Here is a 25,205-nt window from a genome sequence, read left to right as displayed (position 1 = left end):
CGTCGTCCGGCGTCGTGTGGCCCTGGCCTGGGGCGGCCCTGGCGCGTTCGGCCGGGCCGCTCATCGCTGGTCCGCCCCGGCCAGGCGCCGGGCCAGGCGCATCTCGTCGTGCAGCGGGATGCCGTCCGCGCCGACCTCCGGGATCGTCGGCTTGACCGCCCGGGCCCGGTCGACAGCGCCCGCGTTCACAGCGACGATGCGCAGCCCTCGGCGCTGGTAGAAGCGCAGCGCGCCCAGGTTGTCGTTCGTGGTGACCAGCCAGATCCGGTCCGCCCCGGCGGCAGTGGCCGCCTCCGCGGCGGCGGCCAGCAGTGCGGTGCCCGCACCGGCGCCCGGGGCCGAGGCGGCCAGGCTCACCACTTCCAGCCCGTCGGCGTCGACCCGGTACGCCAGCGCCCCGGCGAACGCGCCGGTCTCGTCCACCGCGACCAGCGTGGGCAGGTCACGCAGGTCGTAGCGGGTGTCGTGGACCACCACGATCGGCCCGCCCCACTCCCGCTCGTGCAACGCCGCCAGCGCCGCGCGGTCCTCGTCGCGCGCCTGGCGTACCCGGATCGAGGCCACCGGCACACCCTACGTTCCCGCTCCCCGGAACTCCGGGCGGTCAGCCGCGCAGCCGCAGGCCGCGCGGGGTGGCGCGGAAACCGGCGGCGGTGAGCGCGTCGCGCAGCGGGGACGCGTTCACGGCCTCCCCGTCGGCGCGTTCCACCGAGATCGCGCCCAGCGCACCGGAGTGCACCGCGTCGGCGAGCGCCTTGCCGGCCGCGCCGAGCGTGTCGGTGTCGTCGGTGAACGACAGGATCGTCCGCCCGCCCCGCTCGACGTAGAGCACCACGTCACCACCGACCAGTACGACCAGTGCGCCCGCCTTGCGCCCGGCCCGGTGCCCGGTGGCCGGTGCCGCGCCGTCCCCGGAGTCGACCACGCGCTCGGGCCAGGGCAGCGCCGCGCCGTACGGGTTCGCCGGGTCGGTGGCGGCGAGCACCACCGCCGGGCCGCCCCGGCCCTGGTTGTCGTCGGCGAGCGCCCGGATCCGGTCGACCGCGCCGGGCACCGCGAACTGTGCCGCGCCCAGCCCTTCCACGAAGTAGCCGCGCCGGGCCGCCCCGCGTTCCTCCAGTGCGGACAGCACCGGGTAGACCCCGGCGAAACCGCCGGTGACCTGTTCGGCCACGACCGCGCCCCGGGTCACCACGCCGTGCCGCTCCAGCAGCAGGTCGGCCAGGGCGGCCGCCCGGCGGGTGGGATCGCTGTCGCGTTCGGGCAGCCGGGACCAGCGGCCGGCCATTGTGGGCGGGCCGCCCCGGCTGGGCAGCGCCACCCGGCCGGGCCGGCGGTAGCGGGTGCGCGGCGCCGAGGGCCGGGACCGGTGTGCCCCGCCCGCGCCGAGCGCGGCCCGCAGCGGGGCGAGCGTGTCGTTCGTGAGGTGACCGGCCCACACCAGGTCCCACACCGCGCCCGACAGGGCCGCGTCGTCGGTCGCGCCGACCCGGTCGGAGAGCGAGCGGAAGAACAGCGCCTGCCCGTCGGCGAGCGCGTCGAGCACGGATTCGTGCAGCGGGGTCAGCGTCAGCGCCTCGTCCGGCGGGGGAAGCAGCAGCGGCGCGGCGTCGGCGTACGCGAGCGTCACCCACCCGTCGCCGCCGGAGATCGCGCCCGCGCCGGCCCACACCACCTCGCCGCTGGCGCACAGCTCGTCGAGCTGGGCGGGGGAGTAGTCGGCGACCCGGGCAGGCAGCACCAGACGTTCCAGGGCGGACGCCGGCACGTTCACGCCCTGCAACTGTTCGAGGGCGGCGGCGACGGCCTCGACGCCCCGGGCCGACGAGCCGACCTGCTGCCACCGGGGCAGGAACGTGGCGAGCGCGCGCGGCGGCACCGGTTCGATCTCCCGGCGCAGGGCGGCCAGGGAGCGGCGGCGCAGCAGGCGCAGCACCTCCGCGTCGCACCACTGCGTGCCGACCGTGTCCGGGGCGAACTCGCCGGAGACCACCCGGCCGTTCGCGGCGAGCCGCCGCAGCGCCTGCTCCACCACGAACACGCCGAGCCCGAAGCGGGCGGCGCAGGTGGCCGCCGCGAACGGGCCGTGCGTGCGGGCGTACCGGGCGACCAGGTCGGTGAGCGGATCGGCCACCGGCGCCAGGTACGCCTCGGCGACCCCGACGGGCAGCGCCACGCCGAGCGCGTCGCGCAGCCGGGCGGCGTCCTCCACGACGACCCAGCGGTCCTCGCCGGCGATGCGGACCCGCAGGACCCGCCGGGCCGCCGCCAGCTCGTCGGTCCAGGATTCCGGCACGCCCCGCTCGGCCAGCTCGGCCGGGCTCAGGTCGCCGACCACGCGCAGCAGCTCGACCACGTCCTCCGCGTCACGGGGGCGGCGCTGCTCGGTGAGCCAGCGCAGTTGGCGGGCGGTCTCGGCGAGCACCTCCGGGTCGAGCAGTTCCCGCAGGTCGACGCGGCCGAGCAGCTCGCCGAGCAGGCCGGAGTCGAGCGCCAGCGCGGCGGCCCGCCGCTCGGCCAGCGGGGCGTCGCCCTCGTAGAGGAACGCGCCGACGTACCCGAACAGCAGCGACCTGGCGAACGGAGACGGGCGCTCGGACTCGACCTCGACCAGGCGTACCTTGCGGGCAGCCAGGTCACGCATCAGCTCAGCCAGTGCGGGCTGGTCGAAGACGTCCTGGAGGCACTCCCGGGCGGCCTCCAGCGTCACCGGGAAGTCGGCGTACTCGCGGGCCACGTCGAGCAGTTGCGCCGCGCGCTGGCGCTGCTGCCACAGCGGCTGCCGCCGTCGGGGGTCGCGGCGCGGCAGCAGCAGCGACCGGGCCGCGCACTCCCGGAACCGGGACGCGAACAGCGCGGACGTGCCGACCGACTCCTCGACCAACTGGGCGATCTCGTCCGGCTCGAAGACGACCACGTCGGCGCCGGGTGGCGTCTCGGCGGTGTCCGGCAGGCGGACCACGATGCCGTCGTCGGAGGGCATGACCTGGGCGTCCACGCCGTACCGCTCGGCCAGCCGGCGGCCGATCGCGAGCGCCCACGGCCCGTTGACGCGCGCGCCGAGGACCGAGTGCACGGCGAGCCGCCAGTCGCCCAGCTCGTCGCGGAACCGTTCGACCACCACCGTCCGGTCGTCCGGCAGCGACCGGGTGGCTGCCTTCTGCTCGCGCAGGTAGTTCATCAGGTTGCCGGCGGCCCAGTCGTCGAGGCCACCGGCGCGCAGCGCCGCCACCGCGTCGGCGTCGGACTGCCGCAGCAGCGCCCGGACCCGGGCGCCGATCGCCCGGCCCAGCTCGACCGGGCGGCCGAGCTGGTCGCCCTTCCAGAACGGCATCCGGGCGGCCTGACCGGGCGCGGGGGAGACCAGCACCCGGTCGGGGGTGATCTCCTCGATCCGCCAGGACGACGAGCCGAGCAGGAACACGTCACCTACCCGGGACTCGTAGACCATCTCCTCGTCCAGCTCGCCCACCCGCGCGGCCCGCTCCGCGCCGGCCAGGAAGACCCCGAACAGGCCCCGGTCGGGAATGGTGCCGCCGCTGGTCACGGCGAGCCGCTGGGCGCCGGGGCGACCGGTCAGCACGTCGGTGGCGCGATCCCAGACCAGCCGGGGACGCAGTTCGGCGAACGCGGTGGACGGGTAGCGCCCGGAGAGCATGTCGAGCACCGCGTGCAGCGCCGAGTCGGGCAGCTCCGCGAACGGCGCCGCCCGCCGGACCAGCACGGCGAGGTCGCCGAGCCGCCACGGCTCCAGCGCCACCATCGCGACGATCTGCTGGGCCAGCACGTCGAGCGGGTTGCGCGGGTAGTGCAGCTCCTCGATCGCCCCGGCGCCCATCCGCTCGGCCACCACGGTGCACGAGAGCAGGTCGCCCCGGTGCTTGGGGAAGACGACGCCGCGCGAGACCGCGCCCACCTGGTGCCCGGCGCGACCCACCCGTTGCAGCCCGGCGGCCACGCTCGGCGGCGCCTCGATCTGCACCACCAGGTCGACAGCGCCCATGTCGATGCCCAGCTCCAGGCTGGACGTGGCGACCACGGCGGGCAGCCGGCCGGACTTGAGCGCCTCCTCGATCTGCTTGCGCTCCTCGCGGGACACGCTGCCGTGGTGCGCCCGGGCGATCACCGCCGGCGCCCCGGCCGCCGCGCCGGACTGCGCCATCACCTCCGCCGGTTGCCGCGGCGCGCGTACCGGCCCCACCGGTCCGCCGAACGCCCCCCGCCGCGCACTGCCGCCATCGCCCGGACCACTGACGTCTGGCCCTGCGCCGTCCCCTGGACCGCCGTCGCCGGCCGCCGGGCCGTCGTCTCCGGGCAGCAGATCGGATACGCGCACCGGCTCCCCGCCCCGGGCCACGCGGCTGCCCTCCGGCGCGGGCGCCGCCTCGATCTCCTCGGCGGCCAGCTCGTTGAGCCGGGCGCAGAGGCGTTCGGCGCCGCGCCGGGAGTTGGTGAAGACGATCGTCGACCGGTGTGCGCGGATCAGCGAGAACACGCGCTCCTCGACGGCCGGCCAGATCGAGGGACGGCGGGGGGCGAGCCCGCCCAGGTCGTCCTCCGGTGGCTCCTGCTCGTCGAGGCGGGTCATGTCCTCCACCGGGACCTGGACGCTCACCTCGATGGTCTTGTCGGCCGGCGGCTGCACGACGTCGACCGGGCGGGCGCCGCCGAGGAAGCGGGCGCACACGTCGATCGGCCGGACCGTCGCGGAGAGCCCGATCCGCTGGGCGGGCCGCTCCAGCAGCGCGTCGAGGCGTTCCAGGGACAGCGCGAGGTGGGCGCCGCGCTTGGTGCCCGCCACCGCGTGCACCTCGTCCAGGATGACCGTGTCCACTCCGCGCAGCGAGTCGCGGGCGGCGGAGGTGAGCAGCAGGAACAGCGACTCGGGCGTGGTGATGAGGATGTCCGGCGGGGTGCGGGCGAAGGCGCGGCGCTCGTCGGCGGGGGTGTCGCCGGTACGCATGCCGACGGTGACGTCGGGCGGCGCCAGGCCGAGCCGGGCGGCGGCCTGGCGGATGCCGGTGAGCGGGGCGCGCAGGTTGCGTTCGACGTCGACCGCGAGGGCCTTGAGCGGGCTGACGTAGAGCACGCGGCAGCGCCGGCGGGGGTCGGCCGGTGGAGGTTCCTTGGCGAGCCGGTCCAGCGACCAGAGGAAGGCCGCGAGCGTCTTGCCGGAGCCGGTCGGTGCGACGACCAGGGCGTTGCGTCCGGCGGCCACCGAACGCCAGGCGCCCTGCTGAGCCGGGGTGGGCGCGGCGAACGCCGCGGTGAACCATTCCCGGGTCGCCGCGCCGAACTCCTTGAGCACCCCGCCTGACCGGGTCACCTCGTCCGCCACGACCCCATCCTGCCGCGCCGGTGTGACATCCGGCCGATCGCCGGAGCGTTCTGTCCCGGCGACGGCGTTCAGGAAGGGAAATAGGAGGTTGTTCCGTTAAGTCTTACTTAACTGGTTGCTTGTGCACTGCAACATAAAGTAACTTCACTCGCGATGCGGCGTGGGCTGGAGGCGTGGATGACCGTCGAGAAACGAGGCTCCGGGCCCGGCACCGACCTGCTCCTCCGTCAGGTCGACGGCCGGCTGGCCGCGCTCCGCGCCGGGCTGCGCGGTCCCGACCTCGAACTGGCTGAGGATCTGGCCCGGCGGCTGCGCGAGATGATCCTCGCCACCGCCCGTTCCAGCGCTGCCGACCGGGCGCGCGTGCGGGCCGCTGTGCACTACTTCGTCCAGCGCCGGGAGAGCCGGGACGCCCGGCTGCCGCTGCGGTCGCTCGCCGTCGCCCAGCGCGCCGTCGACCGGGCCGCCCGCCAACTGGACTCCACCACCTTGTCCTGACCAGCCCAGCCGGTCCACCGGGCGCAATTCGGGTGCCCCACCCTCCCCACCCACCGACCCACTTCCGCGGTGATCAAGGAGTTTGGGTGGTGAGGAGTGCTGTCTCCGGACACAAACTCCTTGATCAACGCGAGAGGGGCGGGGCCGGGGCGGCGGGGAGGGTGGCGTGGTGGGAGGTGGGGGTGGGGGGAAGGGTGGCTTTTGGGGAAACGGGCGCGGTTAGGGGTGTCTGTGGCGTCTGATCGGTTGTGTCCCAGCGTGTTCCGGCGCGCTGTCACCTCGACCGGGAGTACGCGTGCTCGTCCTGCTGATCGTGCACCTGGTGGCGGCGCTGCTCGCCCCGCTGCTGGTCCGCCGGTGGGGTCCGCGCGCCTGCCTGCTGCTCGCCCTCGCCCCGGCCGCCACAGCGGTCTGGGCGGCGGCCCACACCGGGGCGGTACGCGACGGCGGCGCGGTGGTCGAGACGTACCCCTGGATCTCGCAGCTTCAGCTCGACGTGGCGCTGCGGGTCACCACGCTGTCCTGGCTGATGCTGCTGCTGGTCGGCGGCGTCGGCGCGCTGGTGCTGGTCTACTCCGCCCGCTACTTCGAGCCCGGGTCGGTCGGGCTGGCCCGGTTCGCCGCCGTCATGGTCGCCTTCGCCGGGGCGATGCTCGGCCTCGTCGTCTCCGACGACCTGCTGCTGCTCTACGTCTTCTGGGAACTGACCACGGTCTTCTCGTACCTGCTGATCGGGCACAGCACCGAGCGCCGGTCCAGCCGGTGGGCGGCCGCGCAGGCGCTCACCGTGACCACGCTGGGCGGCCTGGCCATGCTCGTCGGGTTCCTGATGCTCGGCCACCACGCGGGCGGCTACCGCTTGTCGTCGGTGGCGTCCGCGCCGCTGCCCGGCGGCGGGTATCTGGCGCTGGCGGTGCTGCTCGTCCTCGCCGGGGCGCTGGCGAAGTCGGCGGTGTTCCCGTTCAACGCCTGGCTGCCGGTGGCGATGGCCGCGCCGACACCGGTCAGCGCGTACCTGCACGCGGCGGCGATGGTGAAGGCCGGCATCTTCCTCATCGGACTGCTCGGCCCGGCGCTCGCCGCGGCCGGACCGTGGCGGCCGGTCACCGTCGTCGCCGGACTGGTCTCGCTGGTGCTGGGCGGGTGGGCGGCGCTGCGGCAGACCGACCTGAAGCTGCTGCTGGCGTACGGGACGGTCAGCCAGCTCGGCCTGCTCGCCGTGGTGTTCGGGGCGGGCACCGCGAAGGCCGCCCTGGCCGGCGTGGCGATGCTGGCGGCGCACGCGCTGTTCAAGGCGGCGCTGTTCCTGGTCGTCGGCATCCTCGACCACGAGGCGGGCACCCGCGACCTGCGGGACCTGTCCGGTGTGGGACGGGCCGCGCCGGTGCTGGCCACTGTCGCCACGCTCGCCGCCGCCTCGATGGCCGGCGTGCCGCCGCTGCTCGGGTTCGTGGCAAAGGAGTCGGTGCTCGCCGCGTTCACCGGCGACCCGCTCGTGCTCGCCGTGCTGGTGGCCGGCAGCGCGCTCACAGTCGCGTACAGCATCAGGTTCGTCTGGGGCGCGTTCGGCACCCGGCCCGGCGTCGCCGACACGACTGTGGACCGGCCGCCTGCCGCGATGCTCGTACCCCCGGCGCTGCTCGCCGTGGCCGGGCTCGCCGCCGGCCCGGCCGCCGGGTGGCTCAGCGGCCTGTTCGAGCCGTACGCGGAGCTGTTCGGACCGGTCGAGGAGCACCTGGCGCTCTGGCACGGGCCGACAGTGGCGCTCGGCCTCTCCGCCCTCGTGCTGGCCGGCGGCGTGGCGCTGCACCTGGTCCGCGCCCCGCTCGCGCCCGCGCTGGCGCGGCTGCGCTCGCCGGTGGGCGGCAACCAGGGGTACGAGTGGGTGACGCACGGCTTCGACCGGCTCGCCATCGAGGTCACCGGCGCCACCCAGCGCGGTTCGCTGCCGCAGTACCTCGGCACGGTGCTGCTCGCGCTGGTGTTCGTGCCCGGCGGGGCGATGCTCGCCACCGCGCCATGGCGGGTCGACCTGGCGGCCTGGGACAACCCGGCCCAGCTCGTGGTATGCGTGGTGATCGCGGTCGCCGCGCTGCTCGCGGTCGGCGCGCGTCGCCGGCTCACCGCGATGCTGCTGGTCGGGGTCACCGGCTACGGCACCGCGATGATGTTCGTCCTGTACGGCGCGCCGGACGTGGCGCTCACCCAGTTCCTGGTGGAGACCGCCACGATCGCCGTGTTCGTGCTGGTGCTGCGCCGGCTGCCGGAACGCTTCTCGGCCCGTCCGCTGCGCCGCAGCCGCTGGGTGCGGCGCAGCATCGGGATCGCCGCCGGCGTGGTGATGGCCGGTCTGGCGCTGACCGCGGCCGGAGCCCGCCGGGCGCCGTCGATCTCCGCCGACTTCCCCCAGCTCTCCCTCGTCGAGGGGTACGGCCGCAACGTCGTGAACGTGACCCTGGTGGACATCCGGGCCTGGGACACCATGGGGGAGATCTCGGTGCTCGTGGTGACCGCGACCGGCGTGGCCAGCCTGATCTACGAGCGTTCCCGCACCGGGCCGCGTCCGCGCCGCCCCCGGCCGCTCGCGATGCGCGCCGGTGACCGGCGCACGGTGTGGCTGCGCGGCGGGCAGACGCTGCCGGAACGGCGCCGCTCGATCGTGTTCGAGGTGGTCACCCGGCTGATCTTCCACACCGTACTGATCTTCTCGCTGTTCCTGCTCTTCTCCGGGCACAACGCCCCCGGTGGCGGTTTCGCGGGCGGCCTGGTGGCGGGCCTCGCGCTGGCGCTGCGCTACCTGGCCGGCGGCCGGTACGAGCTGGCCGAGGCGGCGCCGGTCGGGGCCGGCACAGTGCTCGGCGCGGGCCTGGGCATCTCGGTCGGCAGCGGCGTGCTCGGCCTGGTGCTGACCGGCGAGGTGCTGCAGAGCGTCAAGGTCGGCCTGTGGCTGCCGGTGATCGGCGACTTCTACCTGGTCACGTCGATCTTCTTCGACATCGGCGTCTACCTGGTGGTGGTCGGGCTGCTGCTGGACATCCTGCGCAGCCTGGGCGCCGAGGTGGACCGGCACGTGGAGGCGGCCGGTGAGGCGGGACGCGGGCTGGTCGTCCAGCGGGAGGGCCACTCATGAGTCGCGGGGCGGCCGCGCCGACGATGGTGCTGGTGCTGGCGGTCGGGGTGCTCGTCGCCGCCGGTGTCACGCTGCTGCTGGAACGCAGCCTGACCCGAATCCTGCTCGGCATCATCCTGCTCGGCAACGGCGTGAACCTGCTCATCCTGCTCGGCGGGCGGTCCGGCGCGGCCCCGATCGTGGGTACCACGTCAAAGGGCGAGATGAGCGACGCGCTGCCGCAGGCCATGGTGCTCACCGCCGTGGTGATCACGTTCGGGTTGACCGCGTTCCTGCTCGCTGTGGCCTATCGGAGCTGGTACACCAGCGGCGACGACGAGGTGCAGGACGACCTGGAGGACCGGCAGATCGTCCGGCTCGCCGAGAGCAACGAGGTGTCCACGGCGGACCACGGCGGCGAGGGCCCGGACGGCGACCCGGAGCAGGTGGACCCGGAGCCGGCCCGCCGCCGGCTGCACCGGGACGGTGAAACATGAGCGGGCTCGTGCCGCTGCCGGTGGTGGTGCCGCTGCTCGGCGCGGCGCTCACGCTCCTGCTGTCCGGGCGGCCCCGCCTGCAGCGATGGACGAGCGTGCTCTGCCTGTCCAGCGTCCTGGTGGTCGCGGCGGTGCTGCTGGTCGAGGCGTACCGCTTCGGGCCGGTGGTGGTGCAGGTGGGGGGCTGGCCGGCGCCGGTGGGCATCGTGCTGGTGGCCGACCAGTTGGCGGCGCTGATGGTGCTGGTCTCCTCGGCGGTGACGCTCTGCGTGCTGCTCTACTCGATCGGCCAGGGCCGGGGGGAGACCGGCGAGACCGCACCGGTCAGCATTTACCACCCCACGTACCTGGTGCTCACCGCGGGCGTGACGAACGCCTTCCTGGCCGGGGACCTGTTCAACCTCTTCGTCGGCTTCGAGATCCTGCTGGCCGCGAGCTTCGTGCTGATCACGCTGGGCGGCACCGAGGTGCGGTTGCGCACCGGTTCGACGTACGTGGTGGTCAGCATCCTGTCGTCGCTGCTGTTCCTGTCCGCGGTGGGCCTTGTGTACGCGGCCACCGGCACGTTGAACATGGCGCAGCTCGCCGGCCGGCTGGACGCGTTGCCGTCGGGCGTACGCCTGACCCTGCAACTGATGCTGCTGCTCGCGTTCGGGATCAAGGCGGCGGTGTTCCCGCTGTCGGCGTGGCTGCCGGACAGCTACCCGACCGCGCCCGCGCCGGTGACTGCCGTCTTCGCCGGCCTGCTCACCAAGGTCGGCGTGTACGCGATCATCCGCACCGAGACGCTGCTGTTCCCCGGCGGCCAGGTCGCCGGCCTGCTGATGGTGGTGGCCGGCCTGACCATGGTGGTCGGCATCCTCGGCGCGGTGGCCCAGTCGGACCTGAAGCGGCTGCTCTCCTTCACGCTGGTCAGCCACATCGGCTACATGATCTTCGGGGTGGCGCTGAGCAGCGTCGCCGGACTGTCCGGGGCGATCTTCTACGTGGTGCACCACATCACCATCCAGACCACGCTGTTCCTGGTCGCCGGCCTGGTCGAGGAGCGCGCGGGCAGCACCGACCTGCGGCGCATCGGCGGGCTGGCGCGGATCGCCCCGATGCTCGGCGTGCTCTTCTTCGTCCCGGCGATGAACCTGGCGGGCATCCCGCCGTTCTCCGGCTTCCTCGGCAAGCTCGGCCTGCTCCAGGCCGGGGTGGCGGCGGGCGGGACGCTGCCCGCCGTGCTCGTCGGGGCCGGCACGCTGACCAGCCTGCTCACCCTCTACGCCGCCTCCCGGGTGTGGAACATCGCGTTCTGGCGGGAGCCCCGGCTGGCCTCCACCACCGTGCCGGCCCGGCTGCCCGGCCTGATGGTCGGCGCCACCACCGCCCTGGTCGCGCTCGGCGTGCTGTTCACGCTGGTGGCCGGGCCGCTGTTCCAGGTCACCGCGGACGCGGCCACCGACCTGCGCGAACGCACCCCGTACGTGCGGGCGGTCCTGCCCCAGGACGTGCCGTGACCGACGACCTGCCCCCGGGCCGGGGCGCGACCGGTGAGCCGGAGGGCGTACCCCGGGCCGCGCCTGAGCCGCACGCGCCGATTCAGGTGGTGGGCCGGGGCGGGCGGCGCCGCGACCAGGCGCTGGCGCTCGGCTGGCTGGTCGCCGCGTGGCTGCTGCTGTGGGGCGACGTGTCAGTGGGCAACCTCATCGCCGGGCTGGTGGTCGGAGTGGCCGTGCTGCTGTTCTTCCCGCTGCCGCCGGTCACCTTCGGCGGCCGGTTCCGCCCCCGCGCGCTACTGGTGTTCCTTGTCATTTTCATCGCGGAACTGGTGAGCGCCAGCCTGCACGTCGCCGCCGTCGCGCTGCGCTTCGGCTACCGCCCGCGCGGCGCGATCATCGCGGTGCCGCTGCGCGTACGCACCGATCTCAACCTGGCGCTCACCGCCGAGGTGATCTCGCTGGTGCCGGGCACCCTGATCCTCGACGTCGACCGGGTCCGGGGCGTGCTCTACGTGCACGTGCTGGACGTGCGCGGACCCGAGGACGTGAGCGGCAGCCGGGAGCGCGTGCTCGCCGTCGAACGGCGCATCGTCCGCGCCATCGGATCTCCCGCCGAGGTACGCCGGCTCGACCTCGAACCCGTCGAACGGAGGAACCCGTGACCGTCCTGCTCGCCGTCGCGCTCACCGTGCTGCTCTCGGCCACCGCGCTGCTCGCCCTGGCCCGCATCTACCGCGGCCCGTCCCTGCTCGACCGGGTCGTCGGCGCCGACCTGCTGCTGACGGCGATGCTCGCCGCGGTGGGGGCGGAGGCCGCCGTCAACCGGCACGCCACCACGCTGCCCGTGCTCGTGGTGCTCTCCCTGCTCGGCTTTATCGGGTCGGTGTCGCTGGTGCGCTTCGCGGTCCGGGCCGAATCATGAGTGCCGGCACGATCGCGGACTGGGCGGGCGGGGTCCTGCTGCTGGCCGGGGCGGTGCTGGGGCTGGTCGCCGGCATCGGGCTGGTCCGCTTCCCGGACGTGCTGGACAGGATGCACACGGCCACCAAGCCGCAGGTGCTCGGCGTCCTGCTGCTCCTGGCCGGGCTGGCGTTGCGCCTGCGTACCCCCTCGGACCTGGGCATGCTGGTCCTGGTGGCGATCTTCCAGCTCTCCACCGCGCCGGTCGCCGCGCAGATGATCGGGCGGGCGGCCTACCGGTCCGGCCGGGTCGACCGGAGCCTGCTGGACGTGGACGAGCTGGCCGGGCGGTGAACCGGACGTGGGGGAGGGTTCCCGGCACCCTCAGCGGACGTCCAGCGGGTACCGATAAAATGGGCCGCATGATCGACTCTCCTGCCCCGGAGGGCAGCAGTAGCCGGCCGGGTCGTACCCGGCGATTTCCCTCCCCGACGACCCCGGGAGCCCTGAACCTCCCGTGTTGATCCTCGTCGGTCTCCTTCTCATCACCGTTCTCACCGCCGCCACCGGTTACTTCGTGGCCCAGGAGTTCGGTTACGTCGCCGTGGACCGGGGCAAGCTCAAGCAGCTCGCCGACGGTGGCGATCGTGCCGCGTCCCGGGCCCTGGAGGTCACCGCGCGGCTCTCGTTCATGCTGTCCGGCGCCCAGCTGGGCATCACCGTGACCGCCCTGCTCGTCGGCTACGTCGCCGAGCCGTTCCTGGGCGCCGGGCTGGCCGACCTGCTCGGCCTCACCGGGATCTCCAGCACGGTGGCGTTGCCGCTGTCCGTGGCGCTGGCCCTGGTCATCGCCACAGTGGTGCAGATGGTCCTGGGTGAGCTGGCCCCGAAGAACCTGGCCATCGCGCGCGCCGAGTCGCTGGCCCGCGCGCTGTCCCGGTCCACCCTGATGTACCTGAAGATCGCCGGCCCGCTGATCACGCTCTTCGACCGGGCCGCGGTACGGCTGCTCCGCCGCATCGGCATCGAGCCGATCGAGGAGCTGCCCAGCGGCGCCACCCCGCAGGACCTGGAACAGATCATCGCCGAGTCCCGGGAGGAGGGGCACCTGGACGCCGAGATGTCCGACCTGCTGGACCGGGGCCTGGACTTCCGGGAGCTGACCGCCGGCGAGGCGATGGTGCCCCGCGTCGACGTACACACCGTCCGGGCCGACGAGCCGGTCAGCCGGATCGTCGAGCTGCTGGACACCGGCCACTCCCGGTTCCCGGTGAGCGGCGCCGAGGGCGTCGACGACCTGATCGGCGTGGTCGGCATCGCCGACGTGCTCGGGGTGCCCCCGGCGCAGCGCGCGACCACCCGGGTCGACGCGGTGGCCGTACCCCCGTTGCTGGTGCCCGAGACGCTGCCGCTGCCGACGGTGCTCGACCGGCTGCGGTCCGGGCACCGGCAGCTCGCCTGCGTGGTCGACGAGTACGGCGGCTTCGCCGGCGTGATCACGCTGGAGGACCTGGCCGAGGAGCTGGTCGGGCCGATCCGCGACGAGGACGACCCGCCGGACCGGGCCGCGGCACGGCAGGAGGACGGCTCCTGGGTCGTCCCGGCGCGCTGGCGCATCGACGAGGTCGCCGACAGCACCGGCATCGAGCTGCCCGAGGCCCCCGAGTACGACACGCTCTCCGGTCTGGTGATGCGGGAGCTGGGGCGGGTGCCCGAGGTCGGTGACCGGCTGGAGATCCCGGTCGCGACCGACGGCGACGTGCCGGCGTCCGGCCCGCGGGTGCTGGTCGAGGTGCTCGCAGTGGACCGGCACGTGGCCGACTCGGTGCGGCTGCGGTCCACCGCCGACGTCTCCGGGGAGGGTGCGGCATGACCCCCGGGTTCGCGTTGTTCTTCTCCGTGGTGCTGCTGGCGCTCAACGGGTTCTTCGTGGCCGCCGAGTTCGCGCTCGTGGCGTCCAAGCGGTACCGGCTGGAACAGGCGGCCGCCGGTGGCGGCCGGGCTGCGCGCGCGGCGCTCGACGGCGTCCGCGAGCTGAGTCTGATGCTGGCCGGCGCGCAGCTCGGCATCACGCTGTGCACGCTGGGTCTGGGCGCGCTGGCGGAGCCGGCCATCGAGCGGCTGATCAGCCCGCTGCTGCACGCGGTCGGCCTGCCCGCCGCGGCCAGCCACGTGGTCGCGCTGGTGTTCGCGCTGTCCCTGGTGACGTTCCTGCACCTGGTGGTCGGCGAGATGGCCCCGAAGTCCTGGGCGATCACCGACGCCGAGCGTTCCGCGACGCTGCTGGCGCTGCCGTTCCGGGCCTTCGCCCGGATCGTCCGGCCGGTGCTCTCCGTGCTCAACGGGCTGGCGAACGCGATGCTGCGGCTGTTCGGCGTGCAGCAGCAGGACCAGCTGGCCCAGGTGCACGGCCCGGACGAGCTGCGCATCCTGCTGGAGCAGTCCCGGGAGCACGGGCTGCTCGGCGCCGAGCAGCACCAGTTGCTCAGCAGCATGCTGGAGCTTCAGGGCACCACTGTGGCGCAGGTGATGGAGCCGTTCGACCAGATCGTCACGGTACGCCGGGACGAGACCGCCGAGCGGATCGAGCACGTCTCCCGTGACAGCGGCCGGTCCCGGCTGGCCGTGCTCGACCCCGGCGGTGAGGTGTGCGGCCTGGTCCACGTACGCGAGGCGGTGCGCGCCGTCACCACCGGCCGCCCGGCGACCGCGGAGGAGCTGATGACCAACGCCTTCACGCTGCCGGCCGAGGCGTCGGTGACCGAGGCGGTGGCTGCGATGCGGGCACAGCAGGCGCAGCTCGCGCTGGTGAGCAACGGCGGCGGGCCGACCCGCCCGATCGGGTTCGTCGCGCTGGAGGACCTGCTGGAGGAGGTCATCGGCGAGTTCGACGACGAGACCGACACGGTGCCGCGAGGCCGCCGGATGCGCTGAGCGTCGTGATCAGTGCCGGCCCGGCGAGGTGGTGTCCCCATCTCGCCGGGCCGGCGTCGTTTCGGTGGATCGGCGTGGGCGGCGCGTGCGTTGCGGCGGCCGGCGTCCGCTTCGGCCGGGCATGGCCTGGCGGGCAGCGGGAATGCCCCGGCATGCGGTTGACCGGGGTGTCGCGGGACTCCGCCTGGACCGGGCTCTCCGTGAGCACCGCCCTGCCCAATCCGAGCACCCGGCCGGGCCTGCGCCTGCCGGGCCGGGTGACGCTCACCGCCGGTGACTCGGACGTCCCGGTCCGGCACATCCGGCTCGGGCTGGTCACGCAGGTCGAACCGGAGGACCCGGAGTCACCGCGCCGGCTGGTGCAGTACCACCAGTGGCCGATCGCGGGGCGCTTCGTGGTGCCGGCCGGGCGGCGGCGGGCGGTCGACTTCGCCGTGCCGCTGCCGTGGGAGGCGCCGGTGACCACGTACGGCGGCGTGCCGTTGCTGACCCTGCGGACCGGGCTGCGTACCGAGGTGTCGGTGGACCCGGACGTCGACCAGGGCGCGATGGTGCCGGTCCTGATCCACCCGCTGCCCACGCAGGAGCACGTGCTCGCCGCGCTGGACACCCTGGGCTTCGCGATCCGGCAGGCGGGGCTGCGGCAGGGCCGCCTGCCGGGGGTGGAGCAGACGCTTCCGTTCCAGCAGTGGTTCGGGTTCTGGGCCGCGCCGCTCTACGCCGGCCCGCTGACCGAACTGGAAGTGATCATGCTGACCAACTCGGCCGGCATGGAGGTGCTGTTCTGGCTGGACCGGCGGCTGTCCCTGGCCGGGATCACCCACCAGAGCATCAGCCGGTTCCGGGTCTGGCACGCCGGGGCCGACCAGCGGGACTGGGTGGCCACGGTGGACGGCTGGCTGCGGCACGCCATCGACAGGCACGCGGCCGCGGCGGCGCACGCCGACTGGTCGGCCACGATCCGCGAGTCGGCGCACGTCAGCCGTCCCCCCGACCGCCCGGTCGCGCCGGGCTACGGCCTCGGGGGCACGGCCGGTGGCGCGGGCGTCGGCGGCGGTGGCGGGGGCGGCGACGGGACGTGATCTCGTTAAGAAGGGACCCTTCCTCTACCGGAGGCGTTAAGAAGGGGCCCTTCCTTTCCGTCAGCCGGCGGCGAGCTTGAGGCTGAACCCGAGGAACAGCACCGCGACAGCTGTGGTCCCGCTCGCGGCCAGCCGACGGCGCTGCCGGAACTGGGCGGCCAGGAACGTGCCGGTGAAGATCAGCGCGGTCAGGTAGAGCGCGCTGGCGACCTGCGCGATCAGCCCGAGCAGCAGGAACGACAGCGCCGGCCAGGCGTACCCGGGGTCGACGAACTGGATGAAGAACGAGACGAAGAACAGGATCGCCTTCGGGTTGAGCAGGCTGATCACCAGCGCCCGCCGGAACGGCTCCTGCGGCCCGGCCGGCTCGACCTCGTCGATCAGGCGCGGCGTGGCCGGGTCGTTGCGGTCGCGCCAGCGCCGCCACGCGCCGCGCAGCATGGCCAGCCCCAACCACCCGAGGTACGCCGCGCCGGCGTACTTGATCACCAGGTAGAGCGGCGGGTACGCCTGGAGCAGCGACGCCACCCCGGCGGCGGAGAGGACCATCAGCACCGCGTCGCCGACGAACACCCCGGACGCGGCCCGGTAACCGGTGGCCACTCCCCGGCGGGCGGCGGTGGCCAGCACGAAGAGCGAGTTCGGGCCGGGCAGCAGCACGATCGCCACGGTGCCCAGCACGTACGTCCAGATGTCGGTGATCCCCAGCACGCCGGACATCATGACGCCACGGAGGCCCCCGGGCGAAGACGTTCCCGCAGGCTGGCCTGTGCGCTCGGCCACTCCTGCGCGAGCATGGAGTACTGCACGGTGTCCCGCCAGGAGCCGTCGGCGCGCTGCTTGTGCTGCCGCAGCACGCCCTCGCGGCTCGCGCCGAGCCGTTCGATGGCCCGCTGCGAGCGGTCGTTGCGGATGTCGGTGTGCCAGACCACGCGCACCGCGTCCAGCTCGTCGAAGGCCCGGCCCAGCAGCAGCAGCTTCGCCTCGGTGTTGACGCCGGTACGCCACCACGGGCGGCCGAGCCAGGTGTAGCCGATCGCCAGCGACCGGCGGACCGGGTCGATCTCGTAGTAGGAGGTCGTGCCGATCACCGCGCCGGTGGTGGCGCAGCGCTGCGCCCAGCACACCTGCTCGCCGCGCTCCTGTGCGTCCAGGTAGCCGCTGATCACCCGGCGCATCTCGTCGGCGCCGGCCGGCTGCGTACCGCCCAGGTGCCGCCACACCTGCGGGTCGTCGGTGGCGGCGTACAGCTCGTCGGCGTGGGCGAGGTCGAGCGGTTCCAGCACCACGTGCTCGCCGCGCAGCACCGCCGGCTCGTGCCACGGGGAGCGGGCCGCCCGTAGGTACGCCGGCACCGGCGCGCTCACTCCGGGGGCGGGCTCGGGGCGGCCCGGCGTGAGCCGCAGCGGCACCACCCCGGCCCAGTACGGCAGCGCCTCGTCGGCCGGCTCGTCGTTCACCCCGCCGGTGCGTACCCGTACCGACACCTCCCGCAGCGGCAGCGCCAGCACCGCGGTCTCGGCCAGCTCGCGCCGGTTCGGCGGACGGCTCTCGGCGGACCGGCCGGTGGCGACCTTCTCCACCAGGGCGGTCATCACCGCTGCCTTCTCGTCGGCGTCCTCGACCAGCCGGGCGGTGCCGTGCGCCACCACCGACCGGTAGTTGGCGCTGTGGTGGAACTGCGACCGGGCGTAGATCAGCCCGTCGAGGTGGGTGACGGCGACGCAGACCGGCAGCCCGGCCTCGCCCCGGGCGGCCAGCAGTGGCCGGCTGCCGGTGGAGCCGTGCAGGTAGAGCGTGTCGCCGACGCGCACGTGCAGGGTCGGCAGGACGCGCGGCTCGCCGTCGACAGTGAACGACAGCGCGCAGTGGTACGCCTCGTCGAGCAGCGCGTGCGCGGTGGCCGCGTCGTAGTGCATCCGGTCGCGGACGCGGGTGGCTGTGGTGCGGGGGGTCGGAGGGTACATGTGACATCCCACCTTTGTTCTAGTACAATCACCAAACTGTGGCAGCACATTATCAGGTCAGCGGGTCCACGTCGGCCGCGATTTCGGCGAGCGTCGAATCGGGCATCCGCAACGGTGACCTCGCGCCGGGCGACGCCCTGCCCGCCGTCCGGGCGCTCGCCGCCGAACTCGGCGTCAGCCCGGCCACCGTCGCGAAGGCGTACCAGGAACTGCGGCAACGCGGCCTGGTCGCGACTGCCGGCCGGCACGGCACCCGGGTCCGCCCCCGCCCGCCGGTGGCCGCCCGCCGCGCCGCGCTGCTGCCCCCGCCGCTGGCCGGTGGCCGCGACCTCTCCGCCGGTCAACCCGACCCCCGGCTGCTGCCCCCGCTCGGGCCGCACCTCGCCGCGCTCGCCACCGAGATCGGACCCCCCGGCGGGTACGCGACCGACGCGACGCTGCCCGACCTGGCCGCCCTGGCCCGGGAGCGGCTCGCCGCGGACGGCGTGCCAGAAGGCGAGCTCACAGTCACCGGCGGCGCGCTCGACGGCATCGAGCGGCTGCTCGCCGCCCACCTGCGCCCCGGCGACGCGGTGGCGGTGGAGGACCCGGGCTGGGCCAACCTGCTCGACCTGATCGCCGCGCTCGGGCTGCGTGCCGTCGGCGTGCCGGTGGACGACGACGGCCCCACCGTCGGCGGGGTCCGGGCGGCGCTGGCCGCCGGGGTCCGGGCGCTCGTGGTGACCAGCCGGGCGCAGAATCCGACCGGCGCAGCCGTCTCCGCCGACCGGGCGGCGGCGTTGCGGACGCTGCTGGACGGCCGCGCCGACCTGCTGCTGATCGAGGACGACCACGCCGCCGAACTGGCCCGCGTACCCCTGCACCCGCTCGCCGGGGCGACACCGGCGTGGGCCTTCGTCCGGTCGGTGAGCAAGCCCTACGGGCCCGACCTGCGGCTCGCCGTACTGGCCGGCGACGAGGCCACAGTGGCCCGGGTGGCCGGCCGGGCGCGGGTCGGCGCCGGCTGGGTGTCCACGGTGCTGCAACGCCTGGTCGTGTCGCTCTGGCGCGACCCGGCCACCGCCGAGCTGGTGCGGCGCGCGGCGGACAGCTACGACCGGAGGCGCGACGGGCTGGTGGCCGCGCTGGCCGCGCGCGGGGTGGCCGCGCACGGGCGTACCGGGATCAACGTCTGGGTGCCGGTGCCCGACGAGACGGTGGCGGTCACGACGGCGCGCGACGCCGGATGGTCGGTGGCGCCCGGCCGGCTCTACCGCATCGCCGCCGACCCCGCCGTGCGCGTCTCGGTGAGCGCGCTGGACGAGGCCGACATCCCCGCGCTCGCCGACGCGCTCACCGCCGGAAGGAAGGGCCCCTTCTTAACGCATTCGGTATAGGAAGGGCCCCTTGTTAACACCTCCCGCAGAGCGCGGCGGGCCGCTCGCGTGCGCGGCGGCGGACGGGGTAGAACGATCGGCATGGCCGAAACCGAGAGCGCACCCGGAGCGCAGGAGTTCATCCCGCCGTCGGCGGACACCATCGACGAGCTGCGCGCCGCCGCGACCGGCTGCCACGGCTGCGAGCTGTACCGGGACGCCACCCAGACCGTCTTCGGCCGCGGTGACGAGCACGCCCGCGTGGTCTTCGTCGGCGAGCAGCCGGGCGACATCGAGGACCAGAAGGGACTGCCGTTCGTCGGCCCGGCCGGACGGCTGCTGCGCAAGGCCGTCGACGACGCCGCGCTCGACCCCGCCCAGATCTACCTGACCAACGCCGTGAAGCACTTCCGCTTCGAGCTGCGCGGCAAGCGGCGCATCCACCAGACCCCCGACCGGGTGCACGTCACCGCCTGCCGGCCCTGGCTGGTCGCCGAGTTCGCCCGGCTGCGCCCGGAGATCGTGGTGGTGCTCGGCGCCACCGCCGCCAAGGCGCTGCTCGGCCCGAGCTTCCGGGTGACGAAGCAACGCGGTGAGCTGCTGCCCTGGCCGGCCGCCGCGCAGCACCCGGAGGACTTCGAGCGGGTGCCGGTCGACCGGTCCGGCGCGGTCGCCGACGCCCCGGCGGCCCGGCTGCTGGCCACCATCCACCCGTCCGCGGTGCTGCGCGCCGACAACCAGGACGTCGCGTACGAGGGCCTCGTCGCCGACCTGAAGGTGGCCGCCAAGGCGCTGCGCTGAGTCAGGAGCGCTGCTGCCAGGTGCACAGGCAGACCCGGTTGCCGTCCGGGTCGGCGAGCACCCAGAAGCTCGGCGCCTCCGCGTCGCTGACCAGTGTGCCGCCGGCCGCCAGCGCCGCCGCGATGCGCGCGTCCACCTCGGCCGGATCCACCCACACGTCCGGGTGCCACCGCTGCCGTGGCTCCTCCCGGCCGGAGCGCTGGAACCAGACGGTCGGCAGCACGCCGTCCAGGTCACGTACCTCGTCGGCGTCCGGGCCCGGGCCGGGCGGCGCGCCCCACGCCAGGACCGCGCGCCAGAACGGCAGCACCGCCGCGTGCTCGGGTGTGTCCAGCGCCAGTTCCAGCCGGGCCAGCCCGGCCGCCGACAGGGTCAGCCCGGAGTCGGCGGCCAGCCCCGAGACGAACCGGGCCAGCCGCAGGTCACGCTGGGTCACGCCGCCCACGTCGTGCGACCACAGCCGCACGTCCACGTGGGTGTAGCGCAGGTCCAGATCGGGATGATGATCGACCCGCTCGGCCTCCGCGCCCACCGCGGCCACGAGCGCCAGCCCGGCCGCGAAATCGGGGGTACGGATGCGCGTCTGCAACGCCCCCAGCAGGTACGTCCACCCGTCCAGCCCGGCCTCGGCGACCTGTTTCCCCGTGAGTGTGCTCATCCGGCCATCCTGACGTGCGTCACGGCCGTCCGCCACCGTCGACACGGGATCACAGATCGACACGCGGGGATACGATCCGGGCATGGCCGACTCCCGACCTCGTGTGTCGCTGCTCCGGTTCGGCGCACCCGGCCCGTACGTGGTCTCCATGCTGATCGCCGGCCTCCTCTGGCTGCCCATCCGGCTCTGGGAGCGGGACGGGTCCGTTCAGGACGCGGTGGTCGAGGCCGGCCTGAACGCGGTGATCTGGGGGTTCGCGTTCTTCTTCACGCTGAGCCGGTTCGCGAAGCCGCGCCCCGCCGAGGCGGACCGGGTCGCCGCCTGGGCGGTCGCCGAGACCGCGCTACGCCGGGGCGAGCCGCCGGCCGACGAGGCGGGGCGCGCGGCGGTGGCGGACAACCTTCCCGCGATACGCCGGGGAGCGCTGTTCGGGGCGGCCGGTGGCGTCGTGCTGCTCGGCGCGCTGATCATGCTCGCGATCCGCGCCGGGTCGGAGCTGGCCGCGGCCGGGCTCGGGATCGTCCTGGCCGCGGTGCTGGCCGAAGCCGTGCGTACCGGCCGCCTGGAGCGCCGGCTGCGAGCGGCGCTCGCCTCTGTCCAGGGCGGGTGAGCGGTGCCAGACTGGCCGCCATGGAGCAGCATCTCTACGAGCCCGTCCACGACGAGTTCCGCGACCTGTGCCGCCGTTTCCTGACCCGGGAGGCGGTGCCGCACCACGAGCGCTGGGAGGCCGACGGGATCGTCGACCGGCAGGTGTGGCGGGCCGCCGGCGCGGCCGGGCTGCTCGGCCCCGACGTCGACCCCGAGTACGGCGGCGGCGGGCAGCGCGACTTCCGGTTCAACGCGGTGCTGGACGAGGAGATCGTCGCGTCCGGGTGCTCGGGCCTCGGGTTCGGGCTGCACAACGACGTGGTCGCGCCGTACCTGACCGAGCTGACCACCGGCGACCAGCGCAAGCGGTGGCTGCCGGGCTTCTGCTCCGGCGACCTGGTCACCGCGATCGCGATGAGCGAGCCGGGCGCGGGCAGCGACCTGGCCGGCATCCGCACCAGCGCGGTGCGCGACGGCGACAGCCTGGTCCTCAACGGGCAGAAGACGTTCATCACAAACGGTGAGATGGCCGACCTGGTGGTCGTGGTGGTCAAGACCGCGCCCGAGCAGGGCGCGCACGGGGTGAGCCTGGTCGTGGTGGAGAGCGGCACGCCGGGCTTCAGCCGGGGCCGCCGGCTGGCGAAGGTCGGGTTGAAGGCCAACGACACCGCCGAGCTGTTCTTCGACGACTGCCGGGTGCCGGCGGAGAACCTGATCGGCACCGAGAACCACGGCTTCTACCACCTGATGGCCAACCTGCCCCGGGAGCGGCTGAGCATCGCCGTCGCAGCGGTGGCGGCCTGCGAGAAGCTGCTCGCGCTCACCATCGAGTACGCCCGCTCCCGCGAGGCGTTCGGGCGGCCGATCGGCCGGTTCCAGCACAACCGGTTCCTGCTGGCCGAGCTGGACACCGAGGTCACCATCGCGCGTACGTTCGTCAACCACTGCGTCGCCGAGTTCAACGCGGGCCGCCTGTCGGTGACCGACGCGGCGAAGGCCAAGTGGTGGACCACCGAGCTGCAGACCAAGGTGGCCGACCGGTGCGTGCAGCTGCACGGCGGCTACGGCTTCATGGCGGAGTACCCGGTGGCGAAGGCGTGGCTGGACAGCCGGGTGCAGACCATCTACGGCGGCACCACCGAGATCATGAAGGAGATCATCGGCCGGGGTCTCGGCCTGTAGCGAAACCGGGTGCCGGCTCCAGGGCCGGGTGCGGGAGGATGGGGCACCCGTCCCACCAGGAGCGCGCATGGCCACCGACCTGACCGCGCCGGCCCCGCCCCGGCCCGACGTCGCCGGCATCCAGCGGCGTACCGTGCGGCTGCTGTTCCTCACCCAGATCATCGGCGGCATCGGCGTCACCATCGGCATCTCGGTCGGCGCGCTGCTCGCCGCCCGGGTCGCCGGCACCGCCCTGGCCGGGCTGGCGCAGAGCGCCGGTGTGGTCGGCGCCGCGCTGCTCGCCATCCCGGTCACCCGGCTCATGACCGCCCGTGGCCGGCGACCGGGGCTGGTCCTCGCGTACGCGGTCGGCGCGGTCGGGGGAGTGCTGGTGGTGGTCGCCACCGTGACGCGCCTGGTGCCGCTGCTCTTCGTCGGCATGCTGCTGTTCGGCGGCGGCACGGCGGCCAACCTCCAGGCGCGCTACACGGCCGTGGACCTGGCCGAGCCGCAGCGCCGGGGGCGGCAGCTCTCGCTGGTCGTCTGGGCCACCACCATCGGCGCGGTGGCCGCGCCGAACTTCGCCGCGCTCGCCGACGAGACCACCCGGGGCTGGGGCCTGCCGGCGCTGGCCGGCCCGTTCGCGTTCAGCGCCGTCGCGTTCACGCTGACCGCCGCCGTGCTCCTGGTCCTGCTGCGGCCGGACCCGCTGCTCACCGCGCGCCGGCTGGCGGCGGCCGAGCCGGCGCCGGGCGCCGCGCCGGCGGTCACCCGCCGCGGTGGCATGGTCGCCGCGTGGCGCACGGTACGCGGGCGGCCGGCCGCCCGCCTCGGCATCGCCGCGGTGGCGGTGGGGCACCTGGTGATGGTCGCTGTCATGTCGATGACCCCGGTGCACCTCGGCGAGTGGCACTCCGACGAGGACGTGCTGCCCGTGGTCGGCCTGGTGCTCAGCCTGCACATCGCCGGCATGTACGCGCTGTCGCCGGTGGTGGGGTGGCTCACCGACCGGGTCGGCCGGCGACCGGTGATCCTCGGCGGGGTGGCGCTGCTGCTGGCCGCGTGCGCGGTCTCCGGCACCGCCGGGCACCACACGGCGCTGCTGTCGGTGGGGCTGACGCTGCTCGGGCTGGGCTGGTCGGGCACGATGGTGGCGGGCTCGACGCTGCTGTCGGAGTCGGTGCCCACGGCCGACCGGCCCGGCGTGCAGGGCCTGTCCGACCTGCTCATGGGGCTGGCCGGGGCGGGCGCCGCGGCGGCGAGCGGGTTCGTCATGCGGGCCGTGGGGTACCCGACGCTCACCCTGCTGGCGGCGATCGCCGTGGTGCCGCTGGTGGCGCTGGCGCTGCGCCGTCCCGGCGCGGACCCACTCGACAAGGAGGACTGAACACGTGCGGCTGACCGACTTCTGGACGCGGCTCGAGGAGGCGTTCGGGCCCGGCTACGCGGCCAGCATCGCCCGGGACCAGGTGCTGTCCCAGCTCGATGGGCGGACCATCGAGCAGGCGCTCGCGGCCGGTGAGCAAACGCACGTGGTGTGGCGCGCCGTGGTCGCCGCGTATCCCGACCGGGTGCCCGCCCGACTACGCTGAGCAGCCTTTTCGTCGATCCCGCGTGTCGCTTGCCCAGTCGTACACCTGTTCGGCTATTGTCCACAGCGGGGTGCTCGTCCACAGCTCACGGCCCGTCGGCTGGTTTTCTGTCGGACCCAGCGCCTAGCGTGTCCCGCGTGACGCGAAGCTCAGGAAAGACGCCGGCGAAGGCAGGGGTGGCAACGATGGCAGCAGGGCCTGACCGGGAGAAGGCGCTCGACCTTGCTCTCGCTCAGATCGACAAGCAGTTCGGCAAGGGTTCGGTGATGCGCCTGGGGGAGCGGCCCGTCGTACAGACGGCCGTCATCCCGACCGGCTCCATCGCGCTCGACGTGGCGCTCGGCGTGGGCGGTCTGCCCCGCGGCCGGGTGGTCGAGATCTACGGTCCGGAGTCCAGCGGTAAGACCACCGTCGCGCTGCACGCGGTGGCGAACGCCCAGCGCGCCGGCGGCATCGCCGCGTTCATCGACGCCGAGCACGCGCTCGACCCGGAGTACGCGCGGGCCCTCGGCGTCGACACCGACGCCCTGCTGGTCTCCCAGCCGGACACCGGCGAGCAGGCGCTGGAGATCGCGGACATGCTGGTCCGCTCCGGCGCGATCGACATCATCGTGATCGACTCGGTGGCGGCCCTGGTGCCGCGCGCCGAGATCGAGGGCGAGATGGGTGACAGCCACGTCGGTCTGCAGGCCCGGCTGATGAGCCAGGCGCTGCGGAAGATCACCGGCGTGCTCAACAACACCGGCACCACCGCGATCTTCATCAACCAACTCCGCGAGAAGATCGGCGTGATGTTCGGCAGCCCGGAGACCACCACCGGTGGCCGCGCGCTGAAGTTCTACGCGTCGGTCCGGCTCGACGTGCGCCGCATCGAGAGCCTCAAGGACGGCACCGACGTGGTCGGTAACCGCACCCGGGTCAAGGTCGTGAAGAACAAGGTCGCCGCGCCGTTCAAGCAGGCCGAGTTCGACATCATGTACGGCAAGGGCATCTCCCGTGAGGGCTCGCTGATCGACGTCGGCGTGGAGCAGGCGATCATCCGCAAGTCCGGCGCCTGGTACACCTACGACGGCGACCAGCTCGGCCAGGGCAAGGAGAAGGCCCGCGAGTTCCTCCGCGAGAACCCGGACGTGGCGGCCGAGATCGAGAAGAAGATCCTGGAGAAGCTCGGCGTCGGCACCGGTGGTGCCGGTGACGCCACCGGTGGCCCGGAGTTGCCGCCGGTCGACTTCTGATCC

Annotated in this window: 21 protein-coding genes and 1 pseudogene; 17 read left to right on the top strand and 5 right to left on the bottom strand. The window is 74.1% G+C overall.

Annotation, left to right across the window (positions count from 1 at the left end):
* Positions 1 to 60 precede the first annotated feature (60 nt).
* Together AMK25_RS21825 and AMK25_RS21820 are read right to left on the bottom strand one after the other, a co-directional pair.
* The gene (locus AMK25_RS21825) at positions 61 to 564 is read right to left on the bottom strand and encodes a GNAT family N-acetyltransferase (RefSeq protein ID WP_143194774.1); all 504 of its coding nucleotides are present in this window, start codon (positions 562 to 564) and stop codon (positions 61 to 63) included.
* A gap of 40 nt (positions 565 to 604) precedes the next feature.
* Positions 605 to 5,338, bottom strand: a complete 4,734-nt coding sequence (locus tag AMK25_RS21820) for an Lhr family helicase (RefSeq protein WP_073830247.1) — start codon at positions 5,336 to 5,338, stop codon at positions 605 to 607.
* Positions 5,339 to 5,515: 177 nt separating this feature from the next.
* Here AMK25_RS21820 and AMK25_RS21815 point away from each other — a divergent pair, with 177 nt between their 5' ends.
* From AMK25_RS21815 to AMK25_RS21770, 10 genes are all read left to right on the top strand, one after another.
* Positions 5,516 to 5,836, top strand: a complete 321-nt coding sequence (locus tag AMK25_RS21815; RefSeq protein WP_073830246.1) for a hypothetical protein — start codon at positions 5,516 to 5,518, stop codon at positions 5,834 to 5,836.
* Between the two features lie 295 nt (positions 5,837 to 6,131).
* Positions 6,132 to 8,966 carry a Na+/H+ antiporter subunit A gene (locus AMK25_RS21810; RefSeq protein ID WP_073830245.1) on the top strand — a complete coding sequence of 945 codons (2,835 nt, stop codon included), beginning with the start codon at positions 6,132 to 6,134 and terminating at the stop codon, positions 8,964 to 8,966.
* Entirely contained in the window at positions 8,963 to 9,442 is a 480-nt protein-coding gene (locus AMK25_RS21805) for a Na(+)/H(+) antiporter subunit C (protein WP_073830244.1), read from the top strand. The genes AMK25_RS21810 and AMK25_RS21805 overlap by 4 nt, the downstream gene beginning before the upstream one ends.
* Positions 9,439 to 10,944: a Na+/H+ antiporter subunit D gene (locus AMK25_RS21800; RefSeq protein ID WP_073830243.1), complete on the top strand. Its 1,506-nt coding sequence runs from the start codon at positions 9,439 to 9,441 to the stop codon at positions 10,942 to 10,944. Before AMK25_RS21805 ends, AMK25_RS21800 begins: the two co-directional genes overlap by 4 nt.
* Entirely contained in the window at positions 10,941 to 11,588 is a 648-nt protein-coding gene (locus AMK25_RS21795; RefSeq protein ID WP_073830242.1) for a Na+/H+ antiporter subunit E, read from the top strand. Before AMK25_RS21800 ends, AMK25_RS21795 begins: the two co-directional genes overlap by 4 nt.
* On the top strand, positions 11,585 to 11,848 hold the full coding sequence (locus AMK25_RS21790; RefSeq protein ID WP_073830241.1) for a monovalent cation/H+ antiporter complex subunit F: 264 nt from the start codon (positions 11,585 to 11,587) through the stop codon (positions 11,846 to 11,848). The genes AMK25_RS21795 and AMK25_RS21790 overlap by 4 nt, the downstream gene beginning before the upstream one ends.
* Positions 11,845 to 12,180 (top strand): monovalent cation/H(+) antiporter subunit G, encoded by a 336-nt coding sequence (gene mnhG / locus AMK25_RS21785; RefSeq protein WP_073830240.1) that lies wholly within the window; start codon positions 11,845 to 11,847, stop codon positions 12,178 to 12,180. The genes AMK25_RS21790 and mnhG overlap by 4 nt, the downstream gene beginning before the upstream one ends.
* A 163-nt stretch (positions 12,181 to 12,343) precedes the next feature.
* Entirely contained in the window at positions 12,344 to 13,699 is a 1,356-nt protein-coding gene (locus AMK25_RS21780; protein WP_073830239.1) for a hemolysin family protein, read from the top strand.
* Positions 13,696 to 14,760, top strand: coding sequence for a hemolysin family protein (locus tag AMK25_RS21775; protein WP_073830238.1), 1,065 nt, complete (start codon positions 13,696 to 13,698; stop codon positions 14,758 to 14,760). Before AMK25_RS21780 ends, AMK25_RS21775 begins: the two co-directional genes overlap by 4 nt.
* Positions 14,761 to 14,912: 152 nt before the next feature.
* Entirely contained in the window at positions 14,913 to 15,842 is a 930-nt protein-coding gene (locus tag AMK25_RS21770) for a sporulation protein (protein ID WP_073830237.1), read from the top strand.
* A 60-nt stretch (positions 15,843 to 15,902) separates the two neighbouring features.
* On the opposite strand, the gene leuE is transcribed toward AMK25_RS21770, so the two are convergent.
* Positions 15,903 to 16,565, bottom strand: coding sequence for a leucine efflux protein LeuE (gene leuE, locus AMK25_RS21765; protein WP_073830236.1), 663 nt, complete (start codon positions 16,563 to 16,565; stop codon positions 15,903 to 15,905).
* A complete protein-coding gene (locus AMK25_RS21760) occupies positions 16,562 to 17,809 on the bottom strand; it encodes a bifunctional pyridoxamine 5'-phosphate oxidase family protein/GNAT family N-acetyltransferase (protein WP_073830235.1) in 1,248 nt (415 codons plus the stop codon). The genes leuE and AMK25_RS21760 overlap by 4 nt, the downstream gene beginning before the upstream one ends.
* Before the next feature lie 38 nt (positions 17,810 to 17,847).
* Between AMK25_RS21760 and AMK25_RS21755 the strand changes: the two genes are divergently transcribed.
* Both AMK25_RS21755 and AMK25_RS21750 read left to right on the top strand, forming a co-directional pair.
* Positions 17,848 to 19,185 carry an aminotransferase class I/II-fold pyridoxal phosphate-dependent enzyme gene (locus AMK25_RS21755; RefSeq protein WP_073830234.1) on the top strand — a complete coding sequence of 446 codons (1,338 nt, stop codon included), beginning with the start codon at positions 17,848 to 17,850 and terminating at the stop codon, positions 19,183 to 19,185.
* Between the two features lie 81 nt (positions 19,186 to 19,266).
* Positions 19,267 to 19,965 (top strand): UdgX family uracil-DNA binding protein, encoded by a 699-nt coding sequence (locus AMK25_RS21750; RefSeq protein WP_073830233.1) that lies wholly within the window; start codon positions 19,267 to 19,269, stop codon positions 19,963 to 19,965.
* Position 19,966: 1 nt separating this feature from the next.
* Here the strand turns inward: AMK25_RS21750 and AMK25_RS21745 are convergent, their stop codons facing one another.
* Positions 19,967 to 20,623 carry a 4a-hydroxytetrahydrobiopterin dehydratase gene (locus AMK25_RS21745; RefSeq protein WP_073830232.1) on the bottom strand — a complete coding sequence of 219 codons (657 nt, stop codon included), beginning with the start codon at positions 20,621 to 20,623 and terminating at the stop codon, positions 19,967 to 19,969.
* A gap of 82 nt (positions 20,624 to 20,705) precedes the next feature.
* Here AMK25_RS21745 and AMK25_RS21740 point away from each other — a divergent pair, with 82 nt between their 5' ends.
* The 5 genes and pseudogenes from AMK25_RS21740 (at position 20,706) to recA (ending at position 25,202) form a co-directional block, all read left to right on the top strand.
* Positions 20,706 to 21,233 carry a hypothetical protein gene (locus AMK25_RS21740; protein ID WP_143194773.1) on the top strand — a complete coding sequence of 176 codons (528 nt, stop codon included), beginning with the start codon at positions 20,706 to 20,708 and terminating at the stop codon, positions 21,231 to 21,233.
* 20 nt (positions 21,234 to 21,253) lie between these two features.
* Positions 21,254 to 22,396: an acyl-CoA dehydrogenase family protein gene (locus AMK25_RS21735; protein ID WP_073830230.1), complete on the top strand. Its 1,143-nt coding sequence runs from the start codon at positions 21,254 to 21,256 to the stop codon at positions 22,394 to 22,396.
* Positions 22,397 to 22,463: 67 nt separating this feature from the next.
* Positions 22,464 to 23,776, top strand: a pseudogene (locus AMK25_RS21730) (MFS transporter).
* Positions 23,767 to 23,967: a DUF3046 domain-containing protein gene (locus AMK25_RS21725; RefSeq protein ID WP_073830228.1), complete on the top strand. Its 201-nt coding sequence runs from the start codon at positions 23,767 to 23,769 to the stop codon at positions 23,965 to 23,967. Before AMK25_RS21730 ends, AMK25_RS21725 begins: the two are co-directional and overlap by 10 nt.
* 185 nt (positions 23,968 to 24,152) lie before the next feature.
* Positions 24,153 to 25,202 (top strand): recombinase RecA, encoded by a 1,050-nt coding sequence (gene recA, locus AMK25_RS21720; RefSeq protein ID WP_073830227.1) that lies wholly within the window; start codon positions 24,153 to 24,155, stop codon positions 25,200 to 25,202.
* Positions 25,203 to 25,205: the final 3 nt, after the last annotated feature.

The sequence above is a fragment of the Micromonospora sp. TSRI0369 genome (assembly GCF_001905625.1).
Taxonomy (GTDB): Bacteria; Actinomycetota; Actinomycetes; order Mycobacteriales; family Micromonosporaceae; genus Micromonospora; species Micromonospora echinospora_A.
This window is presented reverse-complemented; position numbering and strand designations above follow the sequence as displayed.

What these genes read in the sequence shown, in the direction of transcription:
- AMK25_RS21815 (WP_073830246.1), top strand. Translation starts at nt 5,516, where the DNA reads ATGACCGTCGAGAAACGAGGCTCCGGGCCCGGCACCGACCTGCTCCTC.
- AMK25_RS21805 (WP_073830244.1), top strand. Translation starts at nt 8,963, where the DNA reads ATGAGTCGCGGGGCGGCCGCGCCGACGATGGTGCTGGTGCTGGCGGTC.
- leuE (WP_073830236.1), bottom strand. Translation starts at nt 16,565, where the DNA reads ATGATGTCCGGCGTGCTGGGGATCACCGACATCTGGACGTACGTGCTG.
- mnhG (WP_073830240.1), top strand. Translation starts at nt 11,845, where the DNA reads ATGAGTGCCGGCACGATCGCGGACTGGGCGGGCGGGGTCCTGCTGCTG.
- recA (WP_073830227.1), top strand. Translation starts at nt 24,153, where the DNA reads ATGGCAGCAGGGCCTGACCGGGAGAAGGCGCTCGACCTTGCTCTCGCT.
- AMK25_RS21800 (WP_073830243.1), top strand. Translation starts at nt 9,439, where the DNA reads ATGAGCGGGCTCGTGCCGCTGCCGGTGGTGGTGCCGCTGCTCGGCGCG.
- AMK25_RS21740 (WP_143194773.1), top strand. Translation starts at nt 20,706, where the DNA reads ATGGCCGACTCCCGACCTCGTGTGTCGCTGCTCCGGTTCGGCGCACCC.
- AMK25_RS21750 (WP_073830233.1), top strand. Translation starts at nt 19,267, where the DNA reads ATGGCCGAAACCGAGAGCGCACCCGGAGCGCAGGAGTTCATCCCGCCG.
- AMK25_RS21770 (WP_073830237.1), top strand. Translation starts at nt 14,913, where the DNA reads ATGCGGTTGACCGGGGTGTCGCGGGACTCCGCCTGGACCGGGCTCTCC.
- AMK25_RS21745 (WP_073830232.1), bottom strand. Translation starts at nt 20,623, where the DNA reads ATGAGCACACTCACGGGGAAACAGGTCGCCGAGGCCGGGCTGGACGGG.
- AMK25_RS21775 (WP_073830238.1), top strand. Translation starts at nt 13,696, where the DNA reads ATGACCCCCGGGTTCGCGTTGTTCTTCTCCGTGGTGCTGCTGGCGCTC.
- AMK25_RS21735 (WP_073830230.1), top strand. Translation starts at nt 21,254, where the DNA reads ATGGAGCAGCATCTCTACGAGCCCGTCCACGACGAGTTCCGCGACCTG.
- AMK25_RS21760 (WP_073830235.1), bottom strand. Translation starts at nt 17,809, where the DNA reads ATGTACCCTCCGACCCCCCGCACCACAGCCACCCGCGTCCGCGACCGG.